Raw genomic sequence first — 20,085 nt, forward strand, 5'->3', positions numbered from 1 at the left:
AACTATAGACGACCCCTCTCCCTAAATATAAATTCGTCTATAATTCAAAAAGAACGTTTCCCCACGTTCTTTTTTCTTTTTTATAAAATCAACAATAAATGCTACAACGGATGATAAAGGATGTTAAAATGAATGTGTAAGCTCATTAGCGGTATTCCTATATTCCTTGGGTGTCATACCATACATAGCATGGAATTTCTTATAGAAGTAATTAATATTATTACAACCAACTTTGTATACAATTTCATTAATTGTGAGTTGAGAATTGGTAAGGAGAAAGGCTCCTTCAGTTAATTGCTGTGCTGTTTTGATTTCAATAAAAGACATCCCAGTTTTTTTCTTAAGAAGATTACTAAGATAATTAGGATTATAACCAAACTTTTTAGAAACATCTTCTAATTTACAATGTGTATAATTTTCTTCGATATAATTTAAAATAGGAATGAGAGTCTCCTGACTCATTTTATCATTATAATTTGTATCTTGAGAATCATATAATGTATTGATCAATTCAAGAAATATGGCTGAAACATAAGTTTGCATCAACTCATTAAAACAACGGCTAGGACCAAAGTATTCACAAAGTAAAAATTGAATAAGTGTATGAAGTTTAAAATTATTTTGAGTATTAAAAATAATATATTGATTATGTTGTCGATTCTTAGATATTGCATTAAGTAAAAATGTCGTAATAATGCCTTTTTGGGATAAACGACTTAAAAAGACACTGTTAAAAAATTCTTTTTTAAAAACAATATTAATAACAATATCATGAGCAGATTTATAACTTGTCGCACTGTGAATAACATTTGTATCAAGAATACATAAATCGCCTTGTGTCATTGTGACTTCTTTTCCATTAATAATAAAAGTACAGGTTCCTTCATATATGTAGTTTAATTCCATATCTTTATGATAATGAGGAGGGATAGTTGTGTATCTTGATTCTTTGACAACACCAATACGTTCAGTTTTTAATGTATTCGCAAAGTCAAAACAATAACATTGCATGTTATGATAATTGTGAAGTGGTAAGTTTGCATAAAATGGACTCAGTTCACCTGGATGTTTTAAATGCCATCTCTCACCAGAAGTATCAATATGTAAGAACTCATCTAAATCTTGAATATTCATAATTTTCTCCTAACTGTGAAAATGATATAAATAATATAATAATGTGACATTTTCAAATGTATCTTCTCTTGTTATAATAACATCGAAAACTAGCTAGTTCAATGAAAAAAGGAGAAAGAAAATGAAAACAGGATTTGATAAAGATTTTTTATGGGGTGGAGCAATATCTTGCTCACAGGCAGATGGTGGCTTCTTAGAAGGTGGAAAAGGAATCTCTACACAAGATTTACGTTATTTAAATCCAGCATGGAATCGTGAACAAGTTGAAGAAAAACATCATAAATGCCCATTTTCTAAAGCTGAATTTGAACAGGCTTTAAAAGATATGGATGTGACATATTATCCTAATCGTAGAGGAATAGATTTTTATCATCACTACAAAGAAGATATTGAATTATTTCATCAAATGGGAATGAAGATGTTTAGAACATCTATTTGCTGGTCACGTATTTTCCCTAATGGTGATGATCTTGAACCTAATCAAGAAGGATTAAATTATTATAAAGATATGTTTAAAGAATGTCATAAAAAAGGAATAAAAGTATTTGCAACAATACTACATTATGATATTCCAGTTCACTTGGTTTTAAAATATGGTGGCTGGAAAAATCGTCAAACAATCCAATTTTATGTTCGTTATGCTGAAACTTTATTTAAAGAACTTGGAGATTTGGTTGATTATTGGTTACCTTTTAATGAATTCAATGCAGGACGTTTTGCACCTTGGGATGGTGTTTGCTTGATTCAGGATGAGGAAGAAAACATGAATCAATCTATATTCCAATGTTTGCATCATCAATTGATTGCAAATGCATTGACTGTTAAATTATGTCATGAAATGTTACCGGGTGTAATGATTGGTGGGATGATTGCAAGATTTGAAACTTATCCAGCAACATGTCGCCCTGAAGATGCATTACAGGCATTGCAAGATGAACAGTATGGCAATTGGTTCTATACTGATGTTATGGCGCGTGGAGAATATCCTCAGTATATGGATAGATATTTTGATATGTTTGATATTCACATTGATATACAAGAAGGAGATTTGGACATTTTAAAATCAGGATTAGTTGATTTCTTGTCTTTTTCATACTACTTCTCACAAGTTTCAACAAGTGATCAAACATGGGAAAAGACTGCTGGTAACTTAATTATGGCGAATAAGAATCCTTATTTAGAAACAAGTGAATGGGGTTGGCAAAAGGATCCGATTGGTTTAAGGGTAACTTTGAATAAAATGTATGATCGTTATAGATTGCCACTGATTATTGCTGAAAATGGATTAGGAACAACGGATGTCTTAGAAAGTGATGGAACTATTCATGATCCATATCGTATTGATTATTTAAAATCACATATTGCTCAAATGAAAGAAGCTGTTATTGATGGTGTAGATATCATTGGATATACAATGTGGGGTATTATTGATATTGTTTCTTGTGGACCTTTGACTATGGATAAGCGTTATGGTGTGATTTATGTTGACTTAGATAATGGTGGTCAAGGTTCGGGTAAACGTTATTGTAAAGATAGTTTTTATTGGTATCAAAAATGTATAAAATCTAATGGAAAGGAATTAGGATAAATAAAATGACAAATAAAGAACTGGCAAAACAAATTGTTTCTCTTTTAGGTGGCCGTGATAATATAACAACTGCTTTACATTGTGTGACAAGATTAAGATTTAATTTAAAAGATAATAGTTTAGCAAATATGAAATCTATTGAAAATCTGGAAGGTGTTATCGGAACACAAATTAAAAATGGCCAATATCAAATTATTATAGGACCTATGGTTGCTGATGTTTTTATTGAAGTAGAAGCTCTCTTAGGTGATATGAGCAATAACGAAATAAAATCAACTCAAAAATTTGATGTCAATAAAATTCTTGATGTTATTACTGGTATCTTTTCTCCTATTTTACCTGCTTTAGTGGCAGGTGGAATGCTAAAAGGTATTATAGCAATGATTGATGGTTTTGGTTGGATTGCTACTGAGAGTGGAACTTTTGTTATTTTGAATTTAATTTCAGATATTCCCTTTTATTTCTTACCGTTTTTGTTAGCTATTTCTTCTTCGCGTAAGTTCAAAGTAAATGAATATCTAGGTATTTGTGTTGCAGGAGCTTTGATGTATCCTACTTTTGTTGCAGCAGTGGATGCTACAAGCAGTCCGTTTACTTTCTTAGGTTTTGTGATTCCCGTCTTTAAGTATGCTGATTCAGTATTTCCAGTTATTTTAGGTGTTGGATTGCTTGCTGTGGTTTATCGTTTTATTGATAAATTTATTCCAAATGTTCTTAAAATGGTTATTGTTCCAACGATGTCATTACTTGTGACAATACCTTTGATATATTTGATTTTAGCACCAATAGGCGCTTATGGTGGTATTTATCTCGCTGATGGGATTGTGTGGATGTTTAATACTTTTGGTGTATTTGCTGGATTTTTGCTTGGCTTCTTTATGCCGCTTATTGTATTGTGTGGTATGCACCAATCAACATCACCAATTCAAATTACAAATATAACAACACTTGGTTATGATTACTTATTACCTATTTCATTTTGTCATAATATGGCTGAATCTGGAGCATCTTTAGGTGCAGCTTTACATATGAAGGATAGTAAAATGAGAGCAGCTGCTCTTACAACAAGCTTCTCAGCATTTCTTGGAATTTCAGAACCAGCATTATTCACAGTCAATGTTGTGAACAAAACACCATTGATTGCTGCTATGATAGCAAATGGAATCGGTGGTGCATTGACAACACTTTTAGGAGCAAAATGTTTTGCTTTCGTTATGCCTGGAATTACATCATTACCAGTTTATGCAAATCCTGATGGAACAATTGGAAATTTATTATTAATGTGTGTTTGTATTATCAGTACTTTTCTTATTGCAGCAGTATTAAGTTATCTTTTAGGGATGCGTAAAGTTAAGACATCTGATCTTGTTATAGAAATGCCTGTAAAAGGAGAAATGATTTCCTTAAATAAGGTAAATGATGAAATGTTCGCTAAAGAAAAGATGGGAAAAGGCTATGCCATTATTCCAAATGATCAATATATTTATGCACCATGTGATGGAACAGTTGTTGTTCTTGCACAAACAAAGCATGCTATTGGACTACAGGCAAAACAAGGTGAAGAATTGTTAATTCATATTGGTATTGATACAGTAGAATTAAATGGTCAATATTTTGAAAGTTATGTTAAACAAGGAGATAAAGTGAAAAAAGGCGATCGATTAATGAAAGTTGATTTTCAAAATATTCAAAAAGCTGGCTATGATATAACAATTCCGGTGATTTGTACAAATAGTCAAAACTATCAACAAATTACTGTTGATAAAGAACACAAAACTATGACTATAAAAAAATAAATTATTTAAAAACCTATTTGTAAGTCAAATAGGTTTTTAAATAATTTTGAAATGTTTTAAAGCATTTTCAATACCATTATCTCTAATATCAGTTGTAATAAATGTCACAACATCAAACAAAAGTGGATTGCTATTTCCCATTGCAACAGATTCTTTCGTAAATTCTAACATAGGTAAATCATTGGTAGAATCACCAATACTGATTGCATTTTCAACAGGTATATTTAAGTAGTCTGCAATCATTTGAATACCTGTGGCTTTGGAATATCCAAGTGGGATGATTTCTAAAAAATCGACATCACGTTGGATAAAATCAAAGTCTTTTTGTAAAGCTTCTTTAAAAGTGTCAACATCAGAATGTTCATCATACCATGAAGCGTATTTATCAAAAGGAACAATATCGTGCTGATTATATTTAAATACAGGGAATTTTTGTTCGATATATCTTTGTTCAACTCCACCTACAAAAGGGTGAAAAGTTTTGTGAGGAAAATAAACACCATTTCTTCCCTCTAAAACAGTATCAATATGACATTCATAAGATTTTTCAATCACAAGTTTTTGTTTTTCTGCTGGAATCTCTACATGAAAAATAGGTTTTCCCTGATACTCAATATAAGTTCCACAACCACAAATATATCCATCAAAAGGAATATCAGTAATAACTTTATCAATTGTTGAAATTGGACGGCCAGTATTAATAAAGCATAAATGTCCATTTGCTTGTGCTTTAGCGATAGCTTGTTGAGTTGACGTAGGAACACAGAAAGTTTCTTCATCTAATAATGTTCCGTCTATATCAAAAAATATAAGTTTTGTTTCCATAGTTTTTCCTCACTTCTTTTTTTCTATCATACATAGAAAAATGGAAATGGTCAAGATGGAGATGGCTATGATATAAAAAGTATGATAAAATATATGCAAAGGAGGAGGTATAATGAGTATTCAAAGACCTATTCAGCCTGCTTTAATCAAACCAGTTCATTTAAATACGCCTTATATTGAAACAAAACGTTTGATATTAAGAAAAATGACTGAAGAAGATTTACAAGCTGTTTTTATGATTTATAAAGATCAAGCTGTCAATGAATTTTTACCATGGTTTCCTCTTCACACGCTTGAAGAAGCCAAAATATTATTAGAAAATAAATATTTAAAAGCCTATCAATTACCAAGAGGATATATGTATGCGATTTGTTTGAAAAGTGATAATATTCCTATTGGTTATGTTCATATTGAAATGGATGAGAGCTATGATTTAGGCTATGGTTTAAGAAAAGAGTTTTGGCATCAGGGAATAACGACTGAAGCAGTTCAGGCAGTTTTAAAACAGGCACAAGAAGATGGACTGCCTTATGTGACTGCTACTCATGATATCAATAATATAAATAGTGGTAAAGTCATGAAGAAGTTACAGATGAACTATCAATATTCATATGAAGAATTGTGGCAACCCAAAAATAAAATGGTTACTTTTCGAATGTATCAATTGAACCTTGATGGTAATCAAAAAAGAGTTTATAAAAAATATTGGGATATGTATCCTAATCATTATATTGAAGAGAATATTTAAAAAGATGAACCGGTGGGTTCATCTTTTTAAAAATCTTTTTTGATTTGTTTTGCAATTTCTTGAATAATTTGACTTGTAAATGGATTGCTTAGATTGGCATTTTTTAAAGCATCTAAGTAATCAACATTAATTGTATTTTGAGTCATATTTCGATAAGTAAGGATTGCTTCATCACGATCTTGTTGACTGAGCATCCATATTTCTAAGGCAGAAACAGCACTTGTTGCATAACTGATATAATAGAATGGTGATTCAAAATGATGATGAATATCAACCCATTCATATGTCATTTCATATCCATAGTATTTTTTACTAATTTGCGCATGCAAAGCATTCATTTCATCTATTGACATATCAGGATTTTCATAAACTTTTTGTTGGAATTCATCTTCTGCTGCACCTTGAATAATGCTGCTTAACATTTCAATGATTGAATTAACTTCAAAAAGTTGAGCATCATCTTTAAAAATATCTTGATAATATTTGAACATTAAGAGTTCTAAGCCTTGAGAATGAATTTCAGCAATATCTAAATTGTTAGAATCATTCCAGATTGTCTTTCCCATAAGATAAAAGTTATAATAATGACCAAATTCATGGAAGACAGTGTCTGGCGTTTTATAATCATTGGCATTAATAAACATGAATGGACTTGAGCCAAGCAAAGTTGTAAAACCAGCATGTTGAGTATTTTTATCATTGCTGAAATGATAAAGCTGATATTTTTGCATATAGGTAAGTGCTTCTTGCATGGCTTGTGGAAACTCTTTTTTCAGTGCATCTTCAAGATAAGATATTCCACTTTCAAGTGAATATGGAGTTTTATCTAATTGACTTATTTTATTTTGATATTTCATTGATAGTGAAAGATATAAAGGTGTGACTGTTTCAAGAACGTTCTTTTCAAATTTTTGTGCATCTTCTTTAGTAAAATCACGTCCTAATACATCATAGGCATAATCAGCATAACTGTCATAACCAAGTTTCTTTGCTATTTGGATTCTGATTTTCACAAGCTGACTATAAATCGTAGCTAACTCTTTATTTTTATTTTGATAAATACGATAATAGGCATCAATATCATCTTGCTTACTAAAGTCTAAATCATCCATAGTCACTGTTTTACCCTTGATTTCAGTTGTATATTCTTTTGATAATAATGTGTTGTATTGATTGACAAGTGCTGTTTCCTGCTCTGAAAGTTCTTCAATTTCAGGTGAATTTAATTTTGCATTTTTTTGATAACGTTCAATGAAGTCTTGACCCATTTTATTTGTGAAAGCATCTTTATATTGGGATTCAAGAATTGTTTTGGTTAAAGAATTCATTTGATTGTCAAGTTTTGTATAACTATTACTTAAAAATTGACTTTCATTATCATAATATTGACTTGTAACATCTATACTGTAAAAGACGTTTGCTAGTGATGACATATAATCAATATTATAGAGATCATCAAGAATATCCTGATAAGCATTTAAGACATCAGCATCTTTGTTACTGTTTTGAGAAAGCTTCATAAGGTCTTCAATCTTTTGATTGGTTGCGTCAATATCAGGACGCTGATATTTCATGTCTTTAAAGGCAATATTGTCATGAGGAGGAATTGTTTCTTCATGAACCTTGGTTGTTGAAGTACAGCCACTTAATAAAAGTGCTAAAGTTACAAATAAGATAGCTATTGATTTAAATTTTTTCATAATTTTTCTCCTTTTATTTATTATATATGGAATAAAGATTTATTGCAATTTCTTTAGGGAAAGGGTAAATATAATATGAAAAATTGTGATATTGCGGAAAATAGGATGTTGTGTTATAATCAATTCAATATAAAGAGGGGATGATGTGGATGTATAAGATTTTACGTAAAGAAACATTGAATGATGTTGTTGAATTAATGGAAATTCATGCACCATTTGTAGCTAGAAAATGTGAACCAGGTCAATTTATTATTTTGCGTGTTGGTGAGGATGGAGAAAGAATTCCATTAACAATTGCAGATTTTGATAGAGAAAAAGAAACAATTACAATTATTTATCAGATTGTTGGTTACTCAACAAAAGCTTTAGCGGCTTTAAATGAGGGTGATGAATTAACTGATTTTGTTGGACCATTAGGAGAACCAACGAAGTTGCATCAATCAAAACATGTAGTGGGTGTTGCTGGTGGTGTTGGTAGTGCTCCATTATTTCCACAATTAAGAGCGTTAGCGAATATGGGTGTTGATGTTGATGTCATTATTGGTGGAAGAGAAGCTCAATATGTTTTATGGGCTGATGAATTTAGAAAGTTTTGTAAAAATGTTTATATTACAACTGATGATGGATCATTGGGACGTCAAGGATTTGTTACTCAAGTATTAGCTGAAATGATTGAAAAAGGGGAAAACATTGATGAAGTGATTGCGATTGGTCCTGTACCAATGATGAAAGCTGTTGTTGGTGTGACAAAACCACATAATATCAAAACATCTGTTTCTTTAAATCCTATTATGATTGATGGAACTGGAATGTGTGGATGTTGTCGTGTAAGTGTGGATGGAAAAATTAAATTTGCTTGTGTTGATGGACCGGATTTTGATGGTTTACAAGTTGATTTTGATGAATTAATATCACGTCAAAGAATGTTTAAAGAAGAAGAACATGAGGTTATGGAAAATGCTAACCGTATGTGTAATTTAATGGGAGGTGCCAAATAATGCCTAACATGTCATTAGAAAAGGTGAAAATACCTGAACAAGAACCAAATGTCAGAAATAAAAATTTTGAAGAAGTTTCATTAGGATATACAAAAGAACAGGCAATGGAAGAAGCAACTCGTTGCTTAAATTGTAAACATCAGCCATGTAAACAAGGTTGTCCAGTAGGTGTACCAATTCCTGAATTTATTGCAGAAGTGGCGCAAGGACATTTTGAAGAAGCTTATGAAATTATTACTCAAGAAAATGCTTTACCAGCTATTTGCGGACGTGTTTGTCCTCAAGAAAATCAATGTGAGGGAAAATGTGTACGTGGGATTAAAGGTGAATCAGTAGGAATTGGTCGTTTAGAAAGATTTGTTGCTGATTATCATAGAGAACATGGACAAAAGAAAAACATTCAAATAGAAAAAAATGGTAAGAAAGTGGCAGTTGTTGGAAGTGGGCCAGCTGGAATTACTTGTGCTGGTGAATTGGCTAAAAAAGGCTATGATGTCACTGTGTTTGAAGCATTGCACAAAACAGGAGGAGTGCTTTCTTATGGTATTCCTGAGTTCCGTTTGCCAAAAGCTTTGGTACAAAGTGAGGTTGATGGTGTTGCTGAACTTGGCGTCGATTTCCAAACAAATGTTGTTGTTGGAAGATCAATTACAATTGATGAATTACAGCAACAAGGCTATGAGGCTATATTTGTAGGAAGTGGAGCTGGGTTACCAAGATTCCAAGGTATTCCAGGTGAAAACTTAAATGGTGTTTATGCTGCAAATGAATTCTTGACACGTGTGAATTTGATGAAAGGTTATCAATTTCCAAATCATCCAACACCTGTTAAAATTAGTGATACAGTTTGTGTCATTGGGGCAGGAAATGTGGCAATGGATGCTGCGAGAACAGCAAAACGTTTAGGCGCAAAAGATGTCTATATTGTTTATCGTCGTGGAGCAGAAGAGGTGCCAGCACGAGCTGAGGAAGTTCATCATGCTAAAGAAGAAGGCATCATCTTTAAGTTATTAACAAATCCAGTGAAAATTGAAGGTGAAGATGGCTGGGTAAAATCAATGGAATGTGTTGAGATGGAACTTGGTGAACCAGATGATAGTGGTAGAAGAAGACCAGTTGTGAAAGAGGGATCAAATTTCACAATTGAAACAGGTACAGTCATTGTATCTATTGGTCAAAGTCCAAATCCATTAATCAGAACAACAACTCCTGGTTTAGATACACAAAAATGGGGTGGAATCATTGTTGATGAAGAAACAATGAAGACTTCTAAAGATGGTGTTTATGCTGGTGGAGACGTTGTAACTGGAGCAGCAACTGTTATTTTAGCAATGGGAGCTGGAAAAACAGCTGCTAAAGCTATTGATGAAGCTTTAAAACAAAAAGATAAATAATTTCTTGTTATAAATTATTATAAAAGCTTATTCTTATGGAATTTTCCTTTAAGAATAAGTTTTTTTAATAGAGTATGGAATGTATTGACAATTTTTAAATATATGTTATATTATAGTCATAATGTTATAACATTACAAAAATTAACATTATGAGAGGACAAAATTATGAAATATGAATTTCCAAAGAATTTTAAGTGGGGTAGTGCAGTATGGGCTCAAGGAACAGAAGGAGCATTTGATAAGGATGGAAAAGCACCAACAGTATGGGATGAATACTATCGTTTATCACCTGAACGCTTCTATAATGAAGTAGGTCCTAGTGAGACATTAAATTGGTATGAGGATTATGAGAGATATGCTCAATTAGCCAAGGATATTGGTCATAACAGTTTTAGAACTTCTATTTTATGGGCTAGATTATTGCCTGATGGAAAAAATGTCAATGAAAAGGCAGTAGAGTTCTATACAAACATGTTTAAATCTTTTAAAGAAAAGGGTATGGAATTGTCTATTGTTTTGTATTGGTTTGATATGCCATTGTTGTTTGAGAAACAAGGTGGATTTACAAAACGTGATGTGATTGAGCCATTTGCTTATTATTGTCAGAAATGTTTTGAATTATTTGATGGGTTGGTAGATATTTGGTATATCTATAATGAACCAATTGTCGATGTGATGTTTAAGTATCAAAATGATATGTGCTATCCAAATTTATTAGATTGGAATTTAGCAAATAATGCAATTTATCACATGGTTGTAGCACATGCGAAGGTTGTAGAAGTCTTTAAGAATGGGAATTATCAAGGAAAAATAGGATCAGTATTGAATCATGGACATATTTATGCAAGAAGTGAGCATCCTGCTGATCTTTTAGCAAAACATCGTGTTGAATTGATGATGCAGTTATCTTATGAAGAACCATTGTTACTTGGTAAAGTCAATGAAGAGTGGTTAGCATTTGTAAAAGAGTATGGTGCTCAAATAGATGTTTATGAAGAAGATGCTCAATTAATTGCGGATAATACAATATCAGTGTTAGGATTAAATATTTATAGTCCAGAAAGAGTTAAGTGCCTTTCATATCAAAGAAATCCAGAAGCACCAATTACATTTGATTCGTTTAGTGAACCTTATATCATGCATGGTCGTCAAATGAATAGCGATCGAGGTTGGGAAATTTATCCAAAATGCCTTTATGATACATTAATGTTAATGAAGGAAGAATATGGAAATCCTGAGATGAGAATTACAGAGAATGGTATGGGTATTCAAAATGAATATCGTTTTAGAAATAAAGAAGGGCAAATCCAAGATGATTATCGTATAGATTATGTTAAGAAACATTTAATTTGGGCTTACAAAGCTATTCAGGAAGGTGTTCATCTCGTTGGTTATAACATGTGGTCATTTGTTGATTTATGGTCACCATCAAATCAATTTAAAAACTGTTATGGTTTCTATGAATATGATTTAAAATCTGGAGAAACAAAACGTAAAAAGAGTGCGGATTGGTTCGAATATGTAACGAAAGTTAACGGTTTTGAAGAATAATACATGATAGTTTACAAAATTTGGTAATATAGTGTATAATGAAAAGAAGTTATAATGAAGAGAGGGAGTAACATGAAATTAAGTTTTCAAAGTGGACAAAAGCCATTATGGAGTCAGCTTTATGACATATTGGAATCACGTATTCTTAATGGTGATTACCAGGAAGGTGAAGTTTTACCAAGCGAGATGGCTTTAATGGAAGAGTTTGAGGTTTCTAGAGTGACAGTACGTCAAGCGATGGATAAACTGATCAATGCTAAACTGATTTCTAGAAAAAGAGGAAAAGGGACTATTGTTTTAAAACGTGAAAATACTGTGGCAACTTCTTTTCAATCTTCTTTTAATGGTGTGGAAGAAAAAAATAATGCAAACGATAGACGCGTTATTAGTGTAGAATATGCCTCGCCGCCTATTGATGTTGCTTATTTCTTTGGTGTTTCAGTCAATCGTCCAGTTTTAAAGTTAACTCGACAGACATATGTAGATGGGAAACCTGTAACTCATTATGAGTCTTATATTAATCCTATTGTGCCAGTAGATGATCAAACTGATTTTAGTGGATCTATGTATGCAAAATTAGAACAAGCTGGTTACCCTATTACACATGTTAAAGAAAAAATCACAGCTGCGCTTATGACAGCTAAAGAAAAAGAAATGTTTGGTGTGACAAAGAATGAAGCACTTATGAATCGTATTAGAATGGGAAGTTCTGAAGATATTCCAATTGAGTATACATATTCAAGATATGTTGCAAATGGATATGAACTGGTCATAGATTTGAAATAGATAAGGTACAATGTATCTTATCTTTTATTTTATGTTAGAATGTTATAACATTCTAACATAAAAGTGTTGCATTCTCTAAAAGTTGTGCTATAATAACATTGTAATGTTATAACATATAAGGATGAGGAGGATAAAAATGAATAAGTTTCAAGAAAAACTAGAAGGCATATTAATGCCTATAGGGAGTAAGATTGCGAATAACAAGTATCTTAAAGTTTTACAAAAATCATTTATTGCTGTTATGCCATTGACGATTGCTGGGTCAATTGCATTGATTATTTCGTATTTTCCATTTATTGATTATGTCGTACCTGCTGATGTTTTGAATGAGATTATCACTTTCTTGGATGCAATGTCAAGTGCAACATTAAGTATTGTCGCTTTATTCTTGGCTGGAGTTATTGGATATTATTATACACGTCAAGAAGAACATGAAGGTATTTTTGGAGCTATTGTTATGATCTGCTGTTTCTTAATAGTGACTCCAATGGGTTGGAATGAAGAAGGTGCGTTTGCATATATTCCAATGACTTGGTTAGGTGGACAAGGTTTATTAACTGCTATGATTGTTGGTTTTGGTGGTAGTATTCTTTATAACAAATTTATGAATTCTAAAATGACAATTAAATTACCAGAGTCAGTCCCACCAATGGTTGCTGAACCATTTAAAATGTTAGTACCTGCATTAGTGACATTCATTACTTTTGCTGCAGTAAGATATGGTATGTCATTTACATCTTATGGAGATATCCATACATTATTGTTTAATGTTTTCCAAACACCATTAATGGCTTTGGGAACAAGTTTACCTGCTTCGATTATTATTGTTGTCTTTATTCAGGCATTATGGTTTATGGGATTGCATGGACAGAATATTGCTGGTTCTGTTATGACACCAATTTGGAATGCAGCTATGATTGCTAACTTAACTGCTGTACAGAATGGGCAATCACCTCAATATATTTTTACTGGTCAATTCTTTACAGGATTTATTTGGATGCAATTTGTATCACTTATTGTTGCTTGTTTAATAAGTGCTAAGAGTGAGCAATTAAAGGCGGTAGGAAAATTGTCAGTTGGTTCTGCTTGTTTTAATATTTCTGAACCAATTGTCTTTGGATCACCAGTTGTTTTGAACTTTATGTTATTGATTCCATGGATTGTAACAATGGCAGTCTATGTTCTTGTGACTTGGGGATTTATGAAATCTGGATTATGTCCTTATCCATTAGGAGCAGATATTCCTTGGACAACACCTCCACTTATTTCAGGTTGGTTAATTACTGGTTCACCGATGGGAGCAGTTGTTCAAATTGTCAATGTTATTATTGGAACATGTATCTATTTACCATTTGTAAAAATGTATGATAAGCAATTGGTTAAACAAGAACAAGAAGGACAAATTGAGGCTTAATTATGAAATTTGATCCTGGATTTGATATTCAACCAATATATGAACCATTAGGATTTCAATATGGTGAACATGTTTTTGGACCTGAAGTAGAAAATAGAAGTTTAGATGCAATAAGAAAAAATCTTATGGATCCTCATTGTGAGGGTCCTCAGGTTGTTTATTCAATTGCGATGGATGTAGGAAATGAACAAGATAAACCTCATATGTTAGAACGTAATCTTTTATATGGTGCTGTGACATATGCAAAAGGAACATTGGGAAAAGAACCTGTTCGTTCGCAAGGACATATTCATGCTGTATCACCATCTTGTGGCATGTCAACTTGTGAGGTTTATGAGATTTGGAGTGGAGCTGCTTATATTTATATGCAGGAAACAGCACTTGATAATCCTGGCAGATGCTTTGCTGTTTATGCAAAACCAGGTGACGTTGTGATTGTTCCACCAGGTTGGGCACATGCAACTATTGTTGCTGATATAACCCAGAATTTAACTTTTGGAGCTTGGTGTGTGAGAGATTATGGTTTTGACTATGATGATGTCAGAACTCATAAAGGGGTGGCCTGGTTCCCAATTGTGAATGAAAATAAAATTGATTTTATAGCTAACCAGTTTTATCAAGAAAGTCAGTTGGTTGTGAAAGAACCAAGAATATATAAGGAATTTGGGATTCGTAAAGGTGTTCCTATCTATCAGCAATTTGTTGAAAATCCAGATTTGTTCTTATTTGTCTCTCAACCACAAATCGCAAAAGAGAAGTGGGAAAACTTTATCCCCTAGGAGGTATATATGAAAGTCATTGAACCATCAGTGATACATCATATTCAAAATGGTGTATTAGAAGGTAAAGATGTAGAAAGTTACACAAAAAAATATCATGAAGTGAAATATCTTTATGAAAATCAAAGAGATGATGACCCTGTTGTTTATGAGGTTTATTCATATTCAAAAGGGGCAGATGTTTTAGGAAATCTAAACTGGGGATTAACAGTATTAAAACCGGTTTATTCTCATGATGAATGTAATATGACAAAAGGTCATTTTCATTCTTTAAAAGATTGTGCAGAAATTTATTTTGGAATTGCTGGTCAGGGTCTTTTGTTATTGATGGATGATACAGGGTATACATGGGCTGAAAAGGTTTATGAAGGTTCTTTGCATCATATTGATGGAACAATTGCCCATAGACTCGTCAATATTGGTGAAGAGGATTTAAAAGTTGGTGCCTGTTGGCCAACATCAGCGGGACATGATTACGCTGCTATAGAAACAAGAGAATTTGGTTATAGAGTTTTTAAGAAAAATGGTCAGATAGAATTTAAAGAAAGATAGGAATGAGAATTTATGAATTATGATAAATATCCAGAAACTAAAATTGTAGGTTTTGATAAAGATGTATTTTCTGATGAGAAGGCAATTGCCCAAGAATTATCTGATTTAAATAAAAAAACTGATTATTGTTTGACAGTCGAATGTTATCCTGGTGTTAATGATGAAGTTTTAGAAATGATTCAAAATATTTATGATCCTGAAATTATTATTTGCAGTGAAGATATTTTCTATGATAAAGATACTTTAAATCGCTTGATGAAATCACATTTGACTGAGGATCGTGTGCGAGGTGTGATGTACTATGGACAAATGGAAGACTTTGTGGATATTCAAAAACAAAATGAGATAAAGAAAGTTCTATCATCACATAAGCGTATTCTTGTATATGGTGTAGGAGCAAGTTTGATTTCACAAGGAGATACGTACATTTATTGTGATATGGCTCGCTGGGAAATTCAATGTCGATATCGTCAAGGGATGCCAAACTTTAAGCAGGATAATCAGAATGAAGATGCATTAAAGAAAAATAAACGTGGATTCTTTATAGAATGGCGTATTGCTGATAAGCAAAAAATGAAAATGTTTGATAAGGTGGATTATTTCATTGACAGTAATATAATTGGAAAACCAAAAATGGTGACTGGTCAAGCACTCAGAGAAGGATTGAAACAAATCGTTAAGCGTCCATTTCGATTGGTTCCATACTTTGATCCAGGTGTTTGGGGTGGTCAATGGATGAAAGAAGTTTGTGGTCTTGATCAATCTGCTGATAATTTTGCTTGGAGTTTTGATGGTGTCCCAGAAGAAAATAGTTTATATTTACGATTTGGTGATACACGTATTGAAGTTCCTGCCATGGATTTGGTTTTATACCAACCAAAAGAACTTTTAGGAATGAAGAATTATTGTCGTTTTGGGGCTGAATTTCCTATTCGATTTGATTTTCTAGATACAATAGGAGGACAAAACTTGAGTTTACAAGTTCATCCTTTAACAGAATATATTAAATCCCATTTTGGGATGACTTATACTCAAGATGAAAGTTATTATATTTTAGATAGTCAGCCAGGTGGTGGTGTGTATTTAGGACAGAAGGAAAATATTGATCCAGAAAAGATGATTGATGATTTAAAACAAGCACAAAAAGGAGAAAAAACTTTTGATGCTGATCAGTATATAAACTTCTTTGAAGCAAAAAAACATGATCATTTTCTCATTCCTGCAGGAACAGTCCATTGTTCATCTTCAAACTGTATGGTTTTAGAAATTAGTGCGACACCATATATTTTTACTTTTAAATTATGGGATTGGGATCGATTAGGATTGGACGGCCTCCCTCGTCCTATTCATATCGATGATGGTGAAAAAAATATTCAGTGGGATCGCACAACACCATGGGTAGAAGAAAATCTTGTGAATAATATTCAAGTCATCCATGATAGTGATGATTATTTAGAAGAAAAAACAGGTTTGCATGAGTTGGAATTTATAGAGACAAGACGATTTACAACGCAGCAAAAAACATATCACCAGTGTCAAGAAGGGGTGCATGTGCTTAATCTTGTGGAAGGAACACAGGCGGTTATCGAAAGTCCTACCCAAGCTTTTGAACCATTTGTTGTGCATTATGCTGAAACATTTATTCTTCCAAGTGCTGTACAAGAATATACAATACGACCTTATGATAGTGAAGAAACAATTAAATTTATTAAAGCTTATGTGAGATAGAGATAAAATGAAGAAATACTTTATAATAAGTTTGGGATTTATAATTGTAGGAATTGGTTTTGCTTTTACATTAAAAGCAAATGTTGGAGTTGGAGCATGGGATGCGTTGAGCGCATCCCTAAACTCTCTTACTGGTATTGAAGTTGGAACGTTAGGAATGATTTTAAATATTGCTTGTGTTTTTGGTCAAATGATTATCTTAAGAAAAGAATTTAAACTTATTCAAATCTTACAAATTCCTTTCAGTATTTTACTTGGAATAGTCATTAACTATGTCCTATATGATATTCTTATATTTCCATTTGATTCTTTTGCTGGTGGGATTGTTATGTATATTGTCTCTACTGAGATATGTGTAATTGGAGTTGCTTTAATTATGGTGTTAGATGAAGTCACTTTTGCTTTAGAAGGATTTTGTAATGCACTCACAAAAGTGATTCCATTACAATTTCATGTGATTAGACAATTTGCTGATATCTTTTCGCTTGTTGTGATTATCATAATGACTCTTCTTATGGATATTCCTTGGTCAATAGGCGTTGGAACGGTTATAGGCATGATTATATTTGGACCAAGTTTAGGAATGTTTATGAAGTTATTTCAAAAGATACTTATAAAAGAGATAAGCGTATAAAGGAGAAGAATATGATACATAAAACATTAACAAAATTTCCGTGTGATTTTCTATGGGGTGCGAGTACTTCTGCTTATCAAGTAGAGGGCGCTAATCTTGTTGATGGTAAAGGTCCATCATGTCAAGATGTGAAAGAAGTTCCAGAAGGAACATCGGATTTAACAGTTTGTTCTGATCACTATCACCGTTATAAAGATGATATAGCTTTAATGGCACAAATGGGGTTGAAAACATATCGTTTTTCAATTTCGTGGTCGAGAATTTTACCAGAAGGTACTGGTAAAATTAATCCTAAAGGAATAGAATTCTATAATCATTTGATAGATGAATGTTTAAAATATAATATTATTCCATTTGTGACAATGTTTCATTTTGATATGCCTGCGGCACTTGATGAAAAAGGAAGTTGGAGTTGCCCAGAGTCTGTAGAATGGTTTGTTGAATTTGCAAGAGTCCTCTTTAAAAACTTTGGTGATAGGGTCAAATATTGGCTGACAATCAATGAACAAAACATGCTGACTTTAGCGGGTTCGGTGATTGGAACACTGCGTTTGCCAAAAGGATGCACAAATGTAATGAAAGAAATTTATCAACAAAATCATCATATGCTAGTTGCTCAGGCAAAAGTGATGGCTTTATGTCATGAAATGCTTCCTGATGCAAAAATTGGTCCAGCACCAAATATCTCATTAGTATATCCTGCAACATGTAAACCAGAAGATGTGATTGCTGCGCAAAATTGTAATGCTATTAGGAATTGGTTATATCTAGATGCAGCAGTTTATGGCATTTATAATAATCTTGTATGGGCATATCTTGAAGAAAATGATGCTTGTCCTCAATTTGCTGTTGGTGATGAGGAGGCACTCAAGAATGGACATCCAGATTTTATTGGCTTTAACTATTATAATACAGCAACTTGTCAAGAAAGTGATGGAACAGAAACTGAGGATCCTGTTGCTAATCAACAAACGACAGGTGGCGTTGCAGGGTTATATCGTGCTTATAGGAATGAACATTTACCAAAGACAGAGTTTGGTTGGGAAATAGATCCGGTCGGTTTTAGAGGAACAATTCGTGAAATGTATTCTCGATATAGATTGCCAATGCTTGTCTGTGAAAATGGTATTGGTGCTTATGATCGATTGATTAATGGGAGAATCCATGATGTTTATCGCATTCAATATCTTAGGGAACATATTAAACAAATTCAATTAGTAATGAGTGATGGTTGTGAAATGATGGGATATTGTCCTTGGTCAGCAATTGATTTGATTTCGACACATGAAGGTATGGTGAAGCGTTATGGTTTCATCTATGTAGATAGAGATGAATTTGATTTGAAGACATTAGAACGTTATAAAAAAGATTCGTTTTATTGGTATAGGAAGGTCATTACAACGCAAGGTCAAGATTTAACAGATGATTTTGAGGTGGAATAGATGGATGAAAAAATATATTTAACATTAGATATAGGTGGTAGTGCAATTAAATATGCACTAATGGATGATCACATAATTTTTTTAGAGAAAGGAAGTATATCAGCCCCTCGTGAAAGTTTGAATGAATTTTTAGAATCTATTGATTCAATCTATAAAAGATATAAAGATCAAATTTGTGGTATAGGTATCTCTATGCCAGGCGTAATTAATCCGAAAATAGGTTTTGCAAAAACCGGTGGAGCTTTTTCCTTTATTAAAAATATGAATCTTGTTGAAATGTTGCAAAAAAGAATACCTTTGCCAATCACAATTGGAAATGATGCGAAATGTGCAGCTAATGCAGAAATTGGATTTGGATGTTTGCAGGGGATAGATGATGCTGTGGTAATTGTTCTTGGAACTGGTATAGGTGGGTGTTTAGTCATTGATGGAAAAATTCATATTGGCAAATCGTTCGCTTCAGGAGAATTTTCATGCATTAGTACATCGAAATACTGTATAGAGTCTGACATAGATGATTGGTGTCAGGAAAATGGAGTTACTGGATTGCTACATTCAGTACAAAAGTCAATGAACACAACACAGGAATATACTGGAAAAGAAATATTTGAAATGGCTAATCATAACAATTTTGATGTTTTAAAAGGAATTGATGATTTTTGTAATAAGCTAGTGCGTCAAATATTTAACTTACAGGCAATATTTGATCCACAAGTGATAGCTATTGGAGGAGGTATTTCTCAGCAATCCATATTAAGAGAATGTATAAATAAGCATATTGATAGAATGTATAACTATTATCAAAATAATGGGTACCCATTGAATAAGCCGGAAGTTGTGATATGTCATTTTGGTAATGATGCAAATCTTATAGGTGCACTGTTCCAACTTCAAAGTATAATAAAATAATTAACTTGTCATGCGAAAGTCTATATACATCTTGTGTTTACACAAGATGTGTTTTTTTTTAGTAAATAAATCAAAATAATTTACTAATAAAGTATAATTATTTTACT

The 20,085-nt window shown here is 32.5% G+C and carries 17 protein-coding genes; 14 read left to right on the forward strand and 3 right to left on the reverse strand.

Translation table 11 applies throughout. The annotated features are described in order from the left end of the window. Window positions 1-123 precede the first annotated feature (123 nt). The gene (locus BN1865_RS12095) at window positions 124-1,134 is read right to left on the reverse strand and encodes an AraC family transcriptional regulator (protein ID WP_050637496.1); all 1,011 of its coding nucleotides are present in this window, start codon (window positions 1,132-1,134) and stop codon (window positions 124-126) included. A gap of 121 nt (window positions 1,135-1,255) precedes the next feature. On the opposite strand from BN1865_RS12095, the gene BN1865_RS12100 reads away from it, so the two are divergent. Continuing rightward, complete coding sequence (locus BN1865_RS12100) at window positions 1,256-2,722, forward strand: glycoside hydrolase family 1 protein (protein ID WP_050637497.1); 1,467 nt, start codon at window positions 1,256-1,258, stop codon at window positions 2,720-2,722. A 5-nt stretch (window positions 2,723-2,727) separates the two neighbouring features. Beyond that, on the forward strand, window positions 2,728-4,518 hold the full coding sequence (locus tag BN1865_RS12105) for a beta-glucoside-specific PTS transporter subunit IIABC (protein WP_050637498.1): 1,791 nt from the start codon (window positions 2,728-2,730) through the stop codon (window positions 4,516-4,518). Window positions 4,519-4,554: 36 nt separating this feature from the next. Here BN1865_RS12105 and BN1865_RS12110 read toward each other — a convergent pair whose 3' ends face one another. After that, on the reverse strand, window positions 4,555-5,343 hold the full coding sequence (locus tag BN1865_RS12110) for a Cof-type HAD-IIB family hydrolase (RefSeq protein ID WP_050637499.1): 789 nt from the start codon (window positions 5,341-5,343) through the stop codon (window positions 4,555-4,557). A 112-nt stretch (window positions 5,344-5,455) separates the two neighbouring features. Here BN1865_RS12110 and BN1865_RS12115 point away from each other — a divergent pair, with 112 nt between their 5' ends. Continuing rightward, window positions 5,456-6,091 carry a GNAT family N-acetyltransferase gene (locus BN1865_RS12115; RefSeq protein WP_050637500.1) on the forward strand — a complete coding sequence of 212 codons (636 nt, stop codon included), beginning with the start codon at window positions 5,456-5,458 and terminating at the stop codon, window positions 6,089-6,091. 26 nt (window positions 6,092-6,117) lie between these two features. On the opposite strand, the gene BN1865_RS12120 is transcribed toward BN1865_RS12115, so the two are convergent. After that, a complete protein-coding gene (locus tag BN1865_RS12120) occupies window positions 6,118-7,791 on the reverse strand; it encodes a gluzincin family metallopeptidase (protein WP_232780387.1) in 1,674 nt (557 codons plus the stop codon). A gap of 149 nt (window positions 7,792-7,940) precedes the next feature. Between BN1865_RS12120 and BN1865_RS12125 the strand changes: the two genes are divergently transcribed. From BN1865_RS12125 to BN1865_RS12175, 11 genes are all read left to right on the forward strand, one after another. Beyond that, on the forward strand, window positions 7,941-8,789 hold the full coding sequence (locus tag BN1865_RS12125; RefSeq protein ID WP_050637502.1) for a sulfide/dihydroorotate dehydrogenase-like FAD/NAD-binding protein: 849 nt from the start codon (window positions 7,941-7,943) through the stop codon (window positions 8,787-8,789). After that, the gene (gltA, locus tag BN1865_RS12130) at window positions 8,789-10,183 is read left to right on the forward strand and encodes an NADPH-dependent glutamate synthase (protein ID WP_050637503.1); all 1,395 of its coding nucleotides are present in this window, start codon (window positions 8,789-8,791) and stop codon (window positions 10,181-10,183) included. Before BN1865_RS12125 ends, gltA begins: the two co-directional genes overlap by 1 nt. A 165-nt stretch (window positions 10,184-10,348) precedes the next feature. Next, complete coding sequence (locus BN1865_RS12135) at window positions 10,349-11,734, forward strand: glycoside hydrolase family 1 protein (RefSeq protein WP_050637504.1); 1,386 nt, start codon at window positions 10,349-10,351, stop codon at window positions 11,732-11,734. 72 nt (window positions 11,735-11,806) lie between these two features. Continuing rightward, a complete protein-coding gene (locus BN1865_RS12140; protein WP_050637505.1) occupies window positions 11,807-12,520 on the forward strand; it encodes a GntR family transcriptional regulator in 714 nt (237 codons plus the stop codon). A gap of 136 nt (window positions 12,521-12,656) precedes the next feature. Continuing rightward, complete coding sequence (locus BN1865_RS12145; RefSeq protein ID WP_050637506.1) at window positions 12,657-13,934, forward strand: PTS sugar transporter subunit IIC; 1,278 nt, start codon at window positions 12,657-12,659, stop codon at window positions 13,932-13,934. Between the two features lie 2 nt (window positions 13,935-13,936). Next, the gene (locus BN1865_RS12150; protein WP_050637507.1) at window positions 13,937-14,713 is read left to right on the forward strand and encodes a glucose-6-phosphate isomerase family protein; all 777 of its coding nucleotides are present in this window, start codon (window positions 13,937-13,939) and stop codon (window positions 14,711-14,713) included. Window positions 14,714-14,722: 9 nt separating this feature from the next. Next, the gene (locus tag BN1865_RS12155) at window positions 14,723-15,265 is read left to right on the forward strand and encodes a glucose-6-phosphate isomerase family protein (RefSeq protein WP_050637508.1); all 543 of its coding nucleotides are present in this window, start codon (window positions 14,723-14,725) and stop codon (window positions 15,263-15,265) included. A 12-nt stretch (window positions 15,266-15,277) separates the two neighbouring features. Then, window positions 15,278-16,993, forward strand: a complete 1,716-nt coding sequence (locus BN1865_RS12160; RefSeq protein ID WP_050637509.1) for a class I mannose-6-phosphate isomerase — start codon at window positions 15,278-15,280, stop codon at window positions 16,991-16,993. A 31-nt stretch (window positions 16,994-17,024) separates the two neighbouring features. Further along, window positions 17,025-17,627: a hypothetical protein gene (locus BN1865_RS12165; protein ID WP_232780388.1), complete on the forward strand. Its 603-nt coding sequence runs from the start codon at window positions 17,025-17,027 to the stop codon at window positions 17,625-17,627. Between the two features lie 11 nt (window positions 17,628-17,638). Next, entirely contained in the window at window positions 17,639-19,069 is a 1,431-nt protein-coding gene (locus BN1865_RS12170) for a glycoside hydrolase family 1 protein (protein WP_050637511.1), read from the forward strand. Beyond that, complete coding sequence (locus BN1865_RS12175; protein ID WP_050637512.1) at window positions 19,070-19,978, forward strand: ROK family protein; 909 nt, start codon at window positions 19,070-19,072, stop codon at window positions 19,976-19,978. The last annotated feature ends 107 nt before the right edge of the window (window positions 19,979-20,085 follow it).

It is taken from the genome of Candidatus Stoquefichus sp. SB1, from assembly GCF_001244545.1.
In the GTDB taxonomy this organism is placed as follows: Bacteria; Bacillota_I; Bacilli_A; order Erysipelotrichales; family Coprobacillaceae; genus Stoquefichus.